This window comes from Gordonia sp. C13 (assembly GCF_023218005.1).
GTDB classification, from domain to species: Bacteria; Actinomycetota; Actinomycetes; order Mycobacteriales; family Mycobacteriaceae; genus Gordonia; species Gordonia namibiensis.
Genome location: NZ_JALPSY010000005.1, coordinates 66,999 through 82,837, shown reverse-complemented (window position 1 = coordinate 82,837; position 15,839 = coordinate 66,999). Strand labels below are relative to the sequence as shown.

At 68.9% G+C, this 15,839-nt stretch carries 6 protein-coding genes; all 6 read right to left on the bottom strand.

Going from position 1 to position 15,839, the window contains the following annotated elements:
* Positions 1-59 precede the first annotated feature (59 nt).
* The 6 genes from M1L58_RS06385 to M1L58_RS06360 all read right to left on the bottom strand — a co-directional run bounded on the left by M1L58_RS06385 (position 60) and on the right by M1L58_RS06360 (position 15,772).
* On the bottom strand, positions 60-3,425 hold the full coding sequence (locus M1L58_RS06385) for an arabinosyltransferase domain-containing protein (RefSeq protein WP_248658247.1): 3,366 nt from the start codon (positions 3,423-3,425) through the stop codon (positions 60-62).
* Positions 3,418-6,768 carry an arabinosyltransferase domain-containing protein gene (locus M1L58_RS06380; RefSeq protein ID WP_374112670.1) on the bottom strand — a complete coding sequence of 1,117 codons (3,351 nt, stop codon included), beginning with the start codon at positions 6,766-6,768 and terminating at the stop codon, positions 3,418-3,420. Before M1L58_RS06380 ends, M1L58_RS06385 begins: the two co-directional genes overlap by 8 nt.
* Before the next feature lie 180 nt (positions 6,769-6,948).
* On the bottom strand, positions 6,949-8,157 hold the full coding sequence (locus tag M1L58_RS06375) for a DICT sensory domain-containing protein (RefSeq protein ID WP_006867094.1): 1,209 nt from the start codon (positions 8,155-8,157) through the stop codon (positions 6,949-6,951).
* Between the two features lie 266 nt (positions 8,158-8,423).
* Positions 8,424-8,963: a Dps family protein gene (locus M1L58_RS06370; RefSeq protein WP_040536276.1), complete on the bottom strand. Its 540-nt coding sequence runs from the start codon at positions 8,961-8,963 to the stop codon at positions 8,424-8,426.
* 166 nt (positions 8,964-9,129) lie between these two features.
* A complete protein-coding gene (locus M1L58_RS06365) occupies positions 9,130-12,456 on the bottom strand; it encodes an arabinosyltransferase domain-containing protein (RefSeq protein WP_248658246.1) in 3,327 nt (1,108 codons plus the stop codon).
* Entirely contained in the window at positions 12,449-15,772 is a 3,324-nt protein-coding gene (locus M1L58_RS06360; RefSeq protein WP_374112669.1) for an arabinosyltransferase domain-containing protein, read from the bottom strand. Before M1L58_RS06360 ends, M1L58_RS06365 begins: the two co-directional genes overlap by 8 nt.
* Positions 15,773-15,839: the final 67 nt, after the last annotated feature.

The window sequence follows — 15,839 nt, the reverse complement described above, 5'->3', positions numbered from 1 at the left end:
ACTCGAGGTGCTGGGTTTGGCCATTTCTGGTGGGTTTGCGGAGGTGGGTTTGGGTTGCGTCAGTTACCGATCGCCCGCATCGGACCCGGGGTCCACAGGCCGTTGTGGGTCTCGGTCGTGAGGGTCAGCTCGGCGTCCTTCTGCGGCAGGATGGGGGTGAGGCCCTGGAGTGAGCCCCAGTCCTTGGCCCAGTCGTTGCGCAGATACGACGGGTAGACGCGACCGCGCAGTTCGTTCTCGATGATGCCGAGCGGACCACCGGCGTCGCCGGACATCCAGCGCTGCGAGTTCACCCGCTCGCCCTCACGGTCGGGGGAGATCCGCCAGACCGGGGTCTCGAGGACGCCGTTCTTGACCTGAGCGGGCCGCTGGCACGGGAACGCCAGTCCGGCCTCCCAGTCGATGAGCACCGGCTCCTCGCTGCCCACGAGGGAGTTCAGCGACTCCATCGACGACACCCGCGGCGGGGTCACCGCGAGCCACTGATCGCGCAGCGGGGACGTGTCCTCGGCGAGTACGCGGACCACGGAGGCGCCCGGAGGGGCCTGATCGAGCGGGAAGCGCAGGTTGCGCCACTCGGGTGCACCGCCGATGTCGAGCGGGATCATCTGACCGGCGGGGGCCACCGTGCCGTCCGGTGCGACGCGGCCGAACTGCAGCCGCACCTTCTGGCCCGGCCGGACGACCGCGAGGTCATCGATGTACTCGACGTAGCCGGCGACCGACATCGTGATCAGCGGCTGGGCGTCGGAACGGCCCCCGGGCAGCTGGTACCAGTCGGAGGTGAGGCTTCCCGTCCCGGTCGGGGAGTTGTAGGTGCCCAGCACCGGGGTCTTCGACGGCGACAAGCCGAACGGCAGCTTGACCGTCGAGCCGTTGACACCGGCCTGTGCGGTACGACCGCCGCTGGTGTCGGTCGTCGACGACGAGGTCGTGTCGTCCGAACTGCCGTCCTCGGTCGGATCGGTCTGCGTGCGATCGACCTCGGCGGTCGAGGTGCCCGCGGAGTCGTCGGACTCCTCCTCGGTGTCCTCGGAGAGATCCGATGCGACGCCGTTGGGATCGAAGCCCACCAGGCCGGCGCCCGCGAGAGCTGCGCCCGGCGACGGATTGTTCTGTCCGGCAACACGGGCCGGGGTCAGAAGTCCGGCGGTCGGATCGTTCTCCACGAGGACGGCGTCGGCGAGCGCACACGGTTCGCCCTTGAGGGCGTTCACGTTCGAGCTCAGCCACGACCACGAGTTGCGTTGTGTCCAGTCGGCTTTCGCGAACGACACCAGCGTGAAGCCCAGCATGATCGCCGACACGATGATGATCGACGGGCTCCGCAGGCGGGAGAACAGCGTCTTCGACGACCCGGCACGGACCGCCTCGTCGACGTAGTCGTCCCGGAAATGCTGCCAGAGGCCGAGCAGGGTCAGGGCGACGGCGACGGCGAGGATGCCGGTCCACAGCGGGATGCCCTTGACGTCGGGAACGGCGTCGCGCCACGGGATTCCGTAGCTGCCGACGTACCACCACTGGTTGCGTCCGGAGAACGCGAGGGCGAGCACGTAGGCGCAGGCGGCCGCGAACAGCGTGCGGTTTCGGCGCCGCCGCATGATCGTGCGGTCGGCACACGCGGTCGCCACCGCGGCGAGCGCACCGCCGATCCCCGCGTACACGCCCATCTGGTGGGTCCACTTGGTCGGCAGGAAGGCCATCAGCACAACCGAACCCGCGACCATGGCGAGCAGGCGCCAGGTGGGCGCGGTCGCGATCCCCGGCAGACGACGCCGGTTGAGCAGCATGATCACCACGAGGATGAAGCAGGTGAACACGATCAGGACACCGAAACGTCGGGCGATCCCGCCGTCCGCGGTCGGGTTCATCAGCATGTAGTAGCGCATCGGCTCTTCCCACCACTTGTTGGTGGGACCGACCTGACCGTTCACCGACACCGCTTCCAGGATCGGGGCGAGCGGCTGGTCGGCGAAGATCTCGAACATCACCGCGAGACCCGCGGCCAGGATGGGCAGCAGCAGTGGGAGTGCGCCATCGCGCTTGCGGCGCACCATGAACCGCTTGAGGAGCGGGCGGATACCCGCGACCAGGGCGATCGCCGCGATGACGCCGGTCGGGTGGATCGTCAGGGTGAACGCCGCCGAGATGATGGCGACGGCCAGCGGGAAGAACCGGCCGGAGGCGATGGCCCGTTCCACGCAGACCCACGTGAACAGGGTGCCGAGTGCGATCAGCGGTTCGACACGCAGACCGTTGTTGTACGGCATCCACACGGCGAGGAAGACCAGGGCGGCCGCCCAGATCGCGGGCGTCGACTCACGGACCGCGCGACCCAGACGGGGGATCGCGGCACGGGAGATCAGCCACCAGGACGCCATCGCGAACATGAACGGCAGCAGGCGGAGCCACGGGGTGGCCGTGCTGATGTCCATCCACACCGACAGGTACTGGTAGTGCCAGCCGAACGGATCCTGCGGCACACCGAAGTAGCGGTAGTAGTTGTCGAGATAACCGGCCTCGCGGGCGATCCGGCCCACCGTCACCTGGTATCCGTCGTCGGCGGTGTTGCCACCGACGAACAGCCAGATCCCCAGGATCAGCGCGACGAACCCGTCGACCGGGCGTACCCGCCACCAGCCGGCGGGGAAGATCTTGTGGTGTCCGCGGGCGTCACGGGCGTCGAGAACCGCCAGGGCGGCCAGCGACAGGATGGTCGACGCCACGCCCAGGACCAGCAGCCAGAACTTGAGAGTCGTGGGGGTGGAGACGAATCGGGTGTCGATGGTCGATCGGAACGACAGTCCCTCGGTGGACACGTTCGACGGCAGTCCCGAATAGACGCCGATGATCTGCGGGCGCGCATTCGGATCCCGGAGATCGAACTCGTGGATCGCGCCGTCGGTCTCGGGGACGCCCTGGATCGAGCCGCGGCTGCCGTCGGTGTCGGCGTCGACGACGATCCGGCAGTCGGGGGAGTTTTGTGCGGCTGCACGAGGAGTGTTGAGCAGCACCACATTTCGCTGGACGACCTGCAGGTTGTCCGCGGTGGCCCGGATGAACAGGCCGACCTTTCCGGCTTCCGCGCCACCCTCGGGCACCGTCGACAGCAGGACGCCGCCGTTGCGCGGGAGCGATGCACCCAGCGCACACGGAACGGAGACCTCCATCGACACCGGCACGAACGAGACGTTCGGCGCGGCGACGTTGGCGACCGAACCCTGTTGCGGCCAGACGAGTTCGGACTTCGTGTAGTCGACCGGCAGGAACGGGCTCAGCAGCGCGAGCAGGATGCCGAGGGCGCCCGCCGCCATGGCGACGATGCGTGCCCTGCCCGCATTGCGTTCGGAGAAACTCTGCTCCCGTCGTGTGGGCGGCGGGTCGTCGTGCTCCGGGTCGATGGGAGCGTCAACGCGGTCAGTCATCTTCGGGCACCACCCTGATCGGGCCGGGTCGTGACCATCCCCATGTGGTGGCCGACCCGGTCATCACGTCCGCCGGCCGCGCCTGCGGCACCAGCGGGTGGAGTCGCTGCAGGTTGCCCCACTCGCGATACCAGTCGTTGTCGAGATATGTCGCCACCGTCGTCGGCCGGGTCAGTGCCTCGACCGTCGTCAGCAGGCCGCCGTCCTCGGCGGCCATCCAGGTCTTGGACTGCGAGTTGGCGATCCAGGACTCCGGAAGGATCCGCCAGTCCGGGACGTCGAAGACACCCTCGTGGGCGGTCATCGGCCGCTGGCACGGGAACCAGGCGCCGGCGGCGAAGTCGATGAGAACCGGATCGGTCGATCCGACCACCTGTTGCAGGGTCTCCAGGACCGGGGCGCGCGGCGGCGTGATCGCGAGCCACTGGTCGGCGTCGAGGTTGTTGTCCTTGGCGACGAGACGCATCACGGTCGCCTCGGTTGGCACACGGTCCATCGGGATGCGGAGGTTGCGCCACGGACGGTTGGTGCGCTCGGCGTCGATCGGGACGGCCGGTGCGCCGACCTCGACGAACTGGCCGTCGACCTCGCGGCCGAACTCGACCTGCAGCTGCTGGCCGAAGATCGGGACACCGTCGCGGTCGTAGGTGAACACGGCGCCCGCGGCGGTGACGACGATCAGCGGCGAGGCGTTCCGGTCCGGGAGGCGGTACCAGCCGGTGGTCAGCGTCGCCTGTCCGTCGCTGGTCTCGTGACTGCCCATGACCGGCGTGGTGGCCGGGTCGAGGCCGTACGGGAGCGCCGCGGTGCTGCCGTTGACCCCGCGCGGGCCCTCGCCGCCGGCGGTGCCGGGGTTGGAGCCGTAGACGATGAAGGTCTTGGACAGGTCCGCGGAGGTGTTCATCGCACCGGGCTTCTGGGCGCCGGCCTGCGGTGTCAGGTCGGGCTTCACGCCGTTCGGGCTGAAGCCGTGCGAGTCACCTTCCAGTGTCTTCGACGCCGATCCGCCGTCCGCCGGGGCGAGCGTGCCCTTGTTGGGGTCCGGCTCGACGAGGACCGCCTCGGCCATCGCGCACGTATTGCCGCGCAGAGAGTCGAGGTTGGCCGAGAGCACGGTGAACGTGTCGGCCCGGCTGACGGCGGCCTTGGCGAAGACCGCGAGCTCGCAGACGACGATGAGGACGGCGATGACCGCGATCGGCGCCGAGGCGACACCGATGCGCCACCCGGCCGGGGCGGCACCGCGCTCGTGGGCCAGACCGGTCTCGTCGACGTAGTCCATGCGCAGGTGCTGCCACACGGCGAACACGAGTGCGACGACGGCCAGCGCGAGCAGCACCGTCGAGACCTGCATCCCGGCGACGACCGGTGCCTTGTCGAACCAGGCGATGCCGAAGTTGTACGGCCACGGCCACGCGTTCTTGCCGGCCGCGGCGGCGGCGCACGCCACGAGCAGTCCGGCGATCAGGATCGACAAGTTGCGCAGTGTCCGGCGCGCGGCCTGGCCGATCGCGACACAGGCGACGGCGGCCAGTGCGGCGCCGAGGCCGGCGAAGATGCCGAACTGGATCGTCCACTTGGTCGGCGTGAACGACAGCAGCAGGATCGTCAGCAGTGATGCGCCCAGGACGCGCCACACCGCGCCGGGATCGACCCCGTCGATCCGCTTGCGACGCAACATGATTGCGAGCACGAGGAACATGGACACGGCGAACAGCAGCACCGGGATACGACGTGCGAGTGCACCGTCGGTGTGGTTCACGGCCAGGAAGTAGTAGCGCAGCAGCTCCTGGTACCAGGCCAGGGTGGGCCCGACCGAGTAGCGGATGCGGATCGCCTCGAAGACCGTGGCGAGGGTCTGGTCGCGGAAGACGACGATGACGACGAGCGCACCTGCACCGAGGACGGGGGCGAGGAGCGGCAGCAGACCGTTCTCGCGGCGGCGGCGGACGAGGATGCGCAGCAACGGCCGGGCGCTGGCGATCAGCAGTGCCAGTGCGACGAGACCGTGCGGGGCCAGAGCGAGCGTCAGCAGGGCGGTCAGCGCGGCGAGGGCCGCGGGCAGCATCCGGCGCGTCGAGACCGTGACCTCGACCGCCCACCAGGTGAGGAGCGTGCCGAGCACGATGATGCCCTCACTGCGCAGGCCCGAACACATGGGCAGCCAGAACGCCAGGAACACCGCTGCACCGGTCAGCATGGCCCACTGGGACCGGCGGACGGCGCCGCCCAGTCGGGGCAGCAGGACCCGGCTGAGGATGAACCAGGCAGCCAGCCCGGCGATCAGCGACGGCAGACGCATCCACAGGCCGGTGGTCGAGATCGTCGACCAGTAGGCGAGGAAGTTGTAGTACCAGTCGAACGGCGCCTCGGGGATGCCGTAGAAGCGGTAGTAGTCGGCCAGGTAGCCCGCGTCCGCGGCGTTGCGGCCCATGTTGAGGATGTAGCCGTCATCGGGCGACCCGGCACCCAGGAAGTGCCATACGACGAGCGTCAGGGTGACACCGATGTCGGTGGGCGTCGGACGCAGCACCTTTCCCCAGCGGAGCTTGCCGCCCACCCGGCGATGGTAGCGGTGGATGCGGTCCAGGCGGCCGACCGCGATCAGCGCGACGACCGCCGCGATGACGCCGCCGATCATGACCAGCCACTTGATGACCGACGGCGACGAGTCGAAGCGGTCGTCGATCTCGATCTTCACGTCGATGCCCGAAGCGCGGACCTGTTCGGTGGTCAGACCCGTGAAAACACCTGCGATCTGCGGGTTCGACGAAGGCTCGGCCAGACCCACGTCGCCACCGCCGGCGCTCGCGGCACCCGGCGGCAGGCCGACGAACCGGGCGCCGGTCGTGGTGGTGTCGGAGAAGATACGCAGTTCGTCGCATCCCGACAGAGCCGAACGCGGAACCGAGGCCAGGGTCTTGTTGCGGACCGACACCGAGACGTTCGAACCATCGGCAATGACGAAGAGACCGTTCTCACGCGCCTTCGTGGCGCCCGAGGGCATCGTCGACAGCACCGTCGTGGACGCATCACCCGGTGTGGCCGCCAGCGCCCGGCACGGGATGGTGATCTGCACGTCGCGTGCGGTCTGCGCGACCAGCGGTGCGGTGACCGACGCCGACTCCGCGCCCAGCCCCTGGCCTTTCGGCCACGTGATCGTCGCCGTCGACGTGCTGACCGGCAGGAACGGGGTCAACACACCGGCGGCGAGGGCGACCAGTCCGGCGACCGCGGCCACGATCGCCACGGTGCGCGAGGAGCGGTCGGAAGACCGGTCTACGGGGGTATCGCCGCCGACGGTGGGCTCGTCTGATTCGGACACTCCAGGCGACTTCGGCACAGGCGCATCGTAGTCAGCGATGCTGTGACAATCCCAAATCCTGCTGCTCCCTGAGGAGGCCCGGAGCTTGCGGAGGGCTGTCGGACTCCTGCTCCCTGAGGAGGCCCGGAGCTTGCGGAGGGCTGTCGGACTCCTGCTCCCTGAGGAGGCCCGGAGCTTGCGGAGGGCCGTCTCGAAGGGTCAGGCGAACCTGGCCAGGATCGAGTGCACGGCCTGCGTGACGGTCATCCGGTCGTAGGTCTGGACGAACTCGAAGGTGCGCTCCAGGTCGGGGCCGGCGTCGTGCTGGTCGCGCGCGGAGAGCAGAGCGGCGAAGTGCGGGCCGAGCACCGCGACGTTCCACTCGTTGATCAGGTCGTCTTCGGGGGACAGCGGTGCGCGGTGCACGTTGCCGTCCCGAACGTCGGGGAGCCCGACGCCGTAGACGCCGGCCAAGCCGGTCTTGGTCGACATCTCCCGCCACCGCTTGGCGGTGCGGGGGGTGAAGTGTTCGGCGAACTGGAACGTGCCCAGCACGATGGCAGCGCCCCCGATCGCGGCCTGATGCTCCAGGGCCTTGCTCATCTCGATGAGCAGACGCTTGTTGCCCATGCGCGGCTCGATCGAGGTGGACGCGATGCGATACGGGGTCGACTTCTCCGAGTCCGGGGTGGTCCAGACCGGCATGTCGGGTAGCGGGACGATGGTCCGCGACGCGAGGGTCGAGGGGTCGGACACCGGCGGGTACAGGTCGCCGATACCGAAGGCCGCTCCCATGGTCTGCGCGGTGACGCGCGCCGACTCGTCGTCGACGCCCTCGGCGATGACCACGGCATGACTGCGCTCGGTGTGCGCGGCGAGAGCGTGGGCGAGCTGTGCGGCATCGGCGGTCGCCTGCTTGGCGAGGAGCTCGGCGCCGGTGACGATGATGTCGGGTTCGACGAGCGACAGCAGAGTGGCGGCGTGTTCGCTGCGAACCAGGCCGTCGACGCAGATGATCTTGCCCGCGGCGCGGGCTCGCGCCACCCGGGCGAGCGTGCGTTGGGGACTGCGTTCGACGGAGTCGGGCACGATCACCATGACGTGGCGCTCGAGCGTCTGGGTGGTCTCGTCGTCGAGATTGTCGATCAGTTCCAGATCGAGGTTGACCAGGAGCGGGAGGATCTTGGCCAGCGACTGCGCGCGGGGGTGGGTGGCCATCTTCCGCTTGCGCTCGTCCAGCACCGGATGCTCTTCGACGAGCCGCGCGGCCCGTTTGAGGGCGGCGGCGGTGGCGAGGCGGGTCCCGGCGGGACCACGGAGCTGCAGTTCGACGGCGGCCAACGCTCCGTCCGACAGCCGGCAGACCGGCGCGAACTGCATGTGGAGCTCCAGATCGTTGAACAGCGTGAATGATCGTGTTTCGGCCACACGTACCTCCCCGTCAGAGCGAGGGCGCCCCGATCGATCCGGCGGACGCAATTGTCTTCACATCCTGTTCACGGCCTAAGCCTGTGCTCAGAGTAACAGTGCGTCGTCGTCCGGACGTCCGAGCGCACCCGCACCACATCGAGAGGTCAACTCTCGCAGTGTGTCCGGGTGGGAGGAGAAACCGCGGCCGCGAGTTGGTGGTGGGGGCGGTCGCGACCGCGGTTTCGGTGTGAGGCCGGGGGACGGCCCCACACCGGGTCTGAAGATCAGCGTGCGGCGTCTGCAGCTTCCTTCTCGCCGCTGGCGCCGGAGTGCTTCAGTTCACCCGTGTAGCTCTCGAGGTGGGCGCGGACGAACCACTGGAACTTCTCGAGTTCAGCGGTCTGGCCGATCAGGACGTCCTCGGTGATCGGGTCGAGCTCACCGATCTTCTCGATCGCGTTGCGGTGCGAGGTGATGAAACCGTCGTAGACGAGGTCGAGGGCGCCGAGGTGGGCTTGGGCGGTGTCGCGACCGATCGAGTAGTCACTCCACGAGCGGTCGGCCTCGATCGCCTTCGCTGTGCCGTTCGGCGACGAGCCGAGGGTCGCGATGCGCTCGGCGAGGGTGTCGGCGTAACCGCGGACGAGTTCGACCTGCGGATCGATCATCTCGTGGACGCCGATGAAGTTCGCGCCGACCACATTCCAGTGGATGTGCTTGAGGGTGAGATGCAGGTCGTTCAGCGCGCTGAGACGCTCCTGCAGGATCCCGGCCACCTCATCGGCCGATTCCGTGCTCAGTCCTGGTGCCGTGAATTTACTCATGACACGACGCTAGGCTCCCCGTGGCCGCAAGGGCGAGGGTTGCAACCGATGAGTGACGCAACCGAGATCGGACATCACGGTGCCGTAACGAACCGGGGTCGACAGGTTTCGATGGGAGTGCCACGGGTACCACCGCGACACTCCCATCAGCACAGGTCAGAACCGGTCAGTAACCGCTCGATCGCATCGGCGCGGGGTCGTAGAGCCCCGACCGTCGGGCCTCGCCGAGCTCGATCTCGGCGGGCGGCGCCGGGATGATCTCGGTGAACCGCTGCAGGCCGCCCCAGTCACGTCCCCAATTGTTGCGCAGGTACGTCGGAAGCAGCGTGGGACGCAGCATCGCCTCGGTGATGCCCAACGGTCCGCCCGCAGTGCCCGACATCCAGGTCTGGCTGTTCTTCCGGGTGGCCTCCGCGTCGGGCATGATCCGCCACTTCGGCACCTCGAGCACACCGTGCCGCACCTTCATCGGCTGCTGGCAGGGGAAGACCAGTCCGGGCAGCCAGTCGATGAACACCGGGTCGGTCCGGCCGACGACCTCGTCGAGCGTCGCCAGCCTGCTGACGCGCGGCGGGGTGAAGGCCACCCACTCCGACGACGCCGCCGCGGTGTCCTCGACCAGGATGCGCACCACGGTCGACTGCGCCGGCGAATCGGCCAGCGGGAACCGCAGGTTGCGCCACGTGGGGACCTCACCGATGTCGATGGGGAACATCTGGCCCGTCGGCACCACGCGGCCGTCGGCCCCGACGCGACCGAACTGTGCGACCACCTTCTGGCCCGCATGGACGACACCGATGCCGTCGACGGCCTCGACCGATCCGGCGACCGCCATGGTGAGCAGCGGAGCGTCGTCGGAGCGTTCCGGCAGTTGGTACCAGTCCGTGGTGAGCGAGGCGGTGCCCGACGGCGAGCCGTAGCTGCCGAGAACAGGTGTGGCGGCGGGGTTCAGCCCGAACGGCAGTCGGACCGTCGACCCGTTGATGCCGCGCGCGCCCTGGCCGCCCTCGGTGCCACCCTGCGCCGACGACGAGTCGGCGGACTCGTCCGCACCGGCACCGGTCTGCGCGGTGTTCTGCGCGCTGGTCGTGGCGGAGTCGTTGTTCTCGGTGGCATCCACCGACAGCTTGTCGGGAACCCCGTTGGGGGTGAATCCGGTCGAGTCCGAGCCCGAGAGTGCTTGGGCCACACCGGGTGCCGGCCGCCCGTTCGTCGCTGCCGGTGGGAGCAGGCCCGCCGTCGGATCGGCCTCGACGAGGACGTCGTTGGCCAGACCGCACGAATTGCCGGTCAGGGCGCGGGCGTTGGACTTCATCCAGGACCACGAATCCCGTTGCTCGTAGGCACCCTTCAGGAACGAGGCGACCATGAACAGCACCATCAGGCCGGAGATCACCGGCAACGGCGAGAACTTGAGCTTGGAGTACCACCGGTCACCACCACGGGTCCGGGTCTGCTCGTCGACGAAGTCGTCGCGGAAGTGGAACCACAGGCCGGCCAGAGCCGTGACCACCGCCGCGAGAAGGATGAACCACGCGACGTTGATCCCGCCGACCGCCGGCGGACGGTCCCACCACGGCACCCCGTAGCTGCCGACGAACCACCAGCCGTTGGTGCCGGCGAACGAGATCCCGGTGATCGCGAGCACGGCGGCCGCGAAGAAGGTGCGGTTGCGACGCGACCGCAGCACCGCGGGAGCCATCATCGCGCCCGCCGCGGCGGCGATACCGGCGGCGATGCCCGCGTAGACGCCGAAGTGGTGGGTCCACTTGGTCGGGGTGAACGCGATGAAGAACATGGTGCCGAGAGTGACCGCGATCAGCCGCCAGATCGGGGCCCGCGCAACACCGTTCGGATGCTCACGGCGCAGCAGGCGCAGCAGCACGACGAACAGGCAGAGGATCATCGCCAGCACGCCGAAGCGTCGCGCGAGGGTGCCGTCGGCGGTCGGCAGGATCAGGTAGTAGTACCGGATCGGTTCCTGCCACCACTCCAGGGTCGGCCCCACATCGGAGGCGACCTTGTTACCCGCGATCAGCGGGGCCAGGGGCTGATCGAAGAAGATCTGGTAGAGCACCGCGGTACCCGCGGCCAGGATCGGCGCGAGCATCGGCAGTAGCCCGTCGCGGCGACGCCGGGAAACGAGGGTCTTCACGATCGGCCGGATGCCGGCGAGCAGCGCGGCGACTGCCATCAAGCCGCCGGGGGCGAGAGCGAGGGTGAACGCCGCGGTCACCACCGCGACCGCGTACGGCAACAGGCGCCGCGTCGCGATCGCGCGTTCCACGCAGCACCAGGTGAGCAGTGCGCCCACGGCTTCCGCCGGCTCCGGGCGCAGACCGTTGTTGAAGGGCAACCAGATCGCGAGGAAGACGAACGCCGCCGACCACACCGCGGGCGTGCTGTTGCGGACGGCGCGGCCCAGACGGGGGATCACCTCGCGGCTGATGAGCCACCAGCCGAGCAGGCCCAGCAGGAAGGCGGGCAGGCGCATGAAGGGCGCGGCGACGCTGATGTGCGACATCGCCGAGATGACCTGGAAATGCCAGCCGAACGGGTCCTGCGGGACGCCGAAGTAGCGGAAGTAGTTGTCTGCGTAGCCGGCCTCGCTGGTGATGCGGCCGACGATGAAGTTGTAACCGTCGTCGGAGGTGTTGGCACCGGCGAACCACCAGAAGGCCAGGATCGCGAACACCGCGACGTCGGGCGGGCGGATGGTCCACCAACCGGTTGGCAGAAAACGCTTGTGGGCCCGCCCGTCCCGACTGTCGAGGACACCGAGAGCGATGAGCGAGAGGATCGTCATCACGATGCCGATCACGATCGCCGCGAGTTTCACCGGCGTCGGCGAGGTGACGTAGCGGGTGTCGATGGTGGCGCGCAGCGACAACCCGTCGCGGGACACGTCCGCGGGCAGGTCGCTGTAGACGCCGACGATCTGCGGCCGCATCTCGTGGTCGGGGATGGCGAACTCGTTCAGGCCACCGTCGGCGGACTCGGGTGCGGGCAGTCCCTCGAAACGGCCGTCGACGCCCTCGCCGTCAGCGTGCATCACGATCCGGCAGTTCGGGTTCGCCTGCGCCGCCGCGCGATCGGTGTTGAGGAGCACCACATTGCGGTCGATCATCGTCAGCGTGTCGGCGGTGGCGCGGACGAAGAGGCCGCGGGCGGAATCGTCCTGCCCGCCCTCCGGTGTCGTCGACAGGAGGACCCCACCCTGCGCGGGCAGGCGGGCGGCCAGCGAACACGGCACCGACATGTCCATGTCGATCGGGACGAAGGCCACCAGCGGTGCCGCCACATCCGAGACCGAATCGCCCTGCGGCCAGTCGAGTTCGGCGGTGGTCTGGTTCACCGGCAGGATCGGCGTGACGATCGCGAGCAGGAAACCCAGCAGACCCGTGACGACCGCGACGATCTTCGCGGTGCGGTGGTCGCGCCCGGGTCGCTCATCGGCCTTCGGGTTCGTGCTCGTGGGGTTGGGTTCACTCATGGGATTCGGGCTCCACCCTGATCGAGCCGGCGCGTGACCAGCCCCATTGCGTCGTCTGTGCGGTGTCGGTCTGTGCGTTCGGTGCGTCGGGTACCAGTGGCGTCAGCTTCTCCAGGGCACCCCATTCACGAACCCAGTCGTCCTTGAGGTAGGTCGACACGGCCTGGGCCGAGGTAGTCGCCTCCGAGATGCCGAGCAGGCCGCCGTCGACCCCGGCCTGCCAGGTCTTGGACTGCGAGTTGGTCAGCGGGTAGTCACCCAGGATCCGCCACTGCGGCACCTGGGCGACGCCGTTCGAGACACCCATCGGCTGTTGGCACGGGAAGTGCGAGGCCACCCCGAAGTCGATCAGGGTCGGCGCCGTCGTCCCGACGACCTCCTGGAGGGTCTGCAGCTGCGGCGCGCGCGGAGGCGTGATCCCGATGAACTGCTTGTCACCGAGATTGTTGTCCTGCAACGACAGTCGCATCACGGTCGCAGCCGGCGGGGCGGCCGCCATCGGCACCCGCATGTTGCGCCACGGACGGTTGAGGATCACCGGTCCGGGGTCGATGGGCAGGATGTCCGGGCCGACCTGCTCGAACTCACCGTCCGGGCCGGGCCGGCCGAACTGGACGACCATCTTCTGCCCGAAGTTGCGCACCCCGAAGGTGTCGATGGTCGAGACGGCGCCGGCGGTGCTGAACACGAGCAGCGGCGACGCGGCCCGGTCGGCGGGCAGGTCGTACCAACCCGTCGTCAGGCGCGCCTCGCCGTTGTACCCGTAGCTGCCGAGTACGGGCGTCGTGGCGGGGTCGAGTCCGAAGGGAAGCTTGGCGTTGGACCCGTTGACGGTTTCGGGGCCGCGGCCGCCGGTGGTCCCGGAGCCGAGTCCGCCGGTGATGGCGAACGGGCGCGCCATGCTCGCCGACACGTTCATCTGGCCCGGCCGCTGGCTCCCCGGTTCGGGTTGCAGGTCGCCTGGGATGCCGTTGGGGGAGAAGCCGACCGGGTTCTCCCCGCGCAGTGCCTCGGTCGCCGACGCGCCGCCGGCGGGGGTGAGCATGCCCGCGTTCGGATCGACTTCGACGAGCACCTCGTCGGCGAGTCCACAGGGGTTGCCGCGCAGGGTGTTCAGGTTCTCGGTGAGCACCGTCGGCGCCGGATGGCGGGTGACGGCGGCCTTGACGAACAACAGCATCTCGACGACGACGAGTAGTCCGGCGATCACCGCGATCGGCGAGGACGCGAGGAACAGGCGACGCAGGTCTGCGCGGGTCTCACCGGGACCCGTGTCGCTGTGCGCGAGACCGCGATTGGTGACGTAATCGAGTCGGAGATGCTGCCAGACCGCCAGGGCCGCGGCCAGGACGGCGAGGATCAGGAACAGCGTCGACGCCCCGTAGCCGGCGATGACGGGCGCACGGTCGAACCAGGAGATGCCGTACTCGTAGGCGAACGGCCACGAGTTGTAACCGGCCATCGCCGCTGCCATCGCGAACAACAGACCCGAGACGAAGACGGTCAGGTTGCGGGCGGACCGTGCCGCCGATTGGGCGACGGCGAGGGTTGCGGCTGCGGAGATCGCCGCCGCGAGACCGGCGAGGACGCCGAACTGGATCGTCCACTTCGTCGGGGTGAACACGAACAGCAGCAGGGTCACACCCACGGCGCCGACGAGACGCCACACCGGACCGGGGTCCACGCCGCGAATCCGGGTGCGCCGCAGCATCACCGCGACCACGACGAACAGCCCGGCGAGAAGAAGGAGCAGGGGTACGCGGCGGGTCAGCGAACCGTCGTCGGTGACGACCGAGATGAAGTAGTAGCGCAGGAACTCCTGGTGCCAGGAGATCACCGGGCCGACGGTGTAGCGGAGCTTGATGGCCTCGAGCACCGTCGCGAGCGTCTGATCCCGGAACACGATGACCAGCACGACCATCCCGGCGGCGGCGATCGGGGCGACGAGCGCCGCAGTCGAGGTCCATCTCGAACCGCCGAACTCGTTGCGTCGTCGGAGCAAGATGTGCAGCAGCGAACGGGCGGCGACGAGCAGGATCGCGACGCCGACGACGCCGTGCGGAGCCAGCGCGAGGGTGAACCCGGCGAGCGCGGCGGCGAGCGCCGCCGGCAGCAGGCGTCGGGTGGAGATGGCGTATTCGGCTGCCCACCAGGTCAACAGGGAACCGAGGACGATGATGCCCTCGCTGCGCAGGCCGCTGCAGAACGGCAGCCAGAACGCGGTGAACGTCAGGGCGGCGGCCCAGGTGGCCCAGGAACTGCGACGCACCGCCGGGCCCAGACGCGGAAGCAACACCCGGCTGAGCACGAACCACGACACGAGGCCGGCGACGAGGGCCGGGATGTGCATCCACAGGATCGACGGCGAGATCGACGACCACGTCGAGAGGAAGCTGTAATACCAGTCGAACGGCGCCTCGGGGATGCCGTAGAAGCGGTAATAGTTCGCCAGATAGCCGAACCCGTCGGCGGTGCGGCCCATGTTGAGGATGTAGCCGTCGTCGGGCGAACCGGCCCCGAGAAACAGCCAGACGAGCAGGATCGCCGTCACGACCAGGTCGGCGGCGCGCGGCTTCAGGGAGTGCCACCAGACACGGGTCCGGGCCCCGATCCGGCGGTGATAGCCCTGGATACGGTCGAGGAGGGCCAGGGCGACCAGTGCCACGATCACCGAGATCACGGCGAGGACCATCACGATGATCTTCAGGACCGTCGGCGAGGACTCGTACCGGTTGTCGACGACGATCGAGACCGACATACCGGCGGCGGCCGCGGCGCGGGGGTGCTCGGGACTCAGCTCGCTGAAGATGCCGGCGACCTGCGGGCGCTTCTCGGGCGGTAAGACCGTCGAGTCGCCGAGGCCGACGAACTGGGCGCCGGGTCCGCTCCGGGCGGAGAAGATGTGCAGCTCGCGGCAACGGTCTAGATCGGCGCGGGGCGCGGTGGCCGCGACGCTGTTGCGGAAGGTGACCGTGACGGCCTGATCGGACTTCGTCACCCACAGCGACGAACCCTTCGACTTCGGCGCGCTCACCGGCATCGTCGACAGGACGACGCCGTTGCGAGCACTCGCCAGCGTGGAACACGGGATGCGGGCGTCGAGCGTCTGCGGGGTCTGCGCGATGAGTGGCGCCATCACCGACGACGTCTCGGCGGCGAGCTCCTGACCTGCGGGCCAGGTGATGTCGGCGTCGGTGGCCTTCACCGGCAGCAGCGGCGTCAGAGCGCACAGCACGACGCCGAGAACACCCGCGACGATCGCGATCAGACGAGCGGTATGTGCGGAAACACGGGACGTCGGAGCTGTCACAGGCACGGTGCTTGATCGTATGCGACCGACACCCGGCCACCTAGCGCCCACCCTTCGTGGCTCGCTCCGCTCG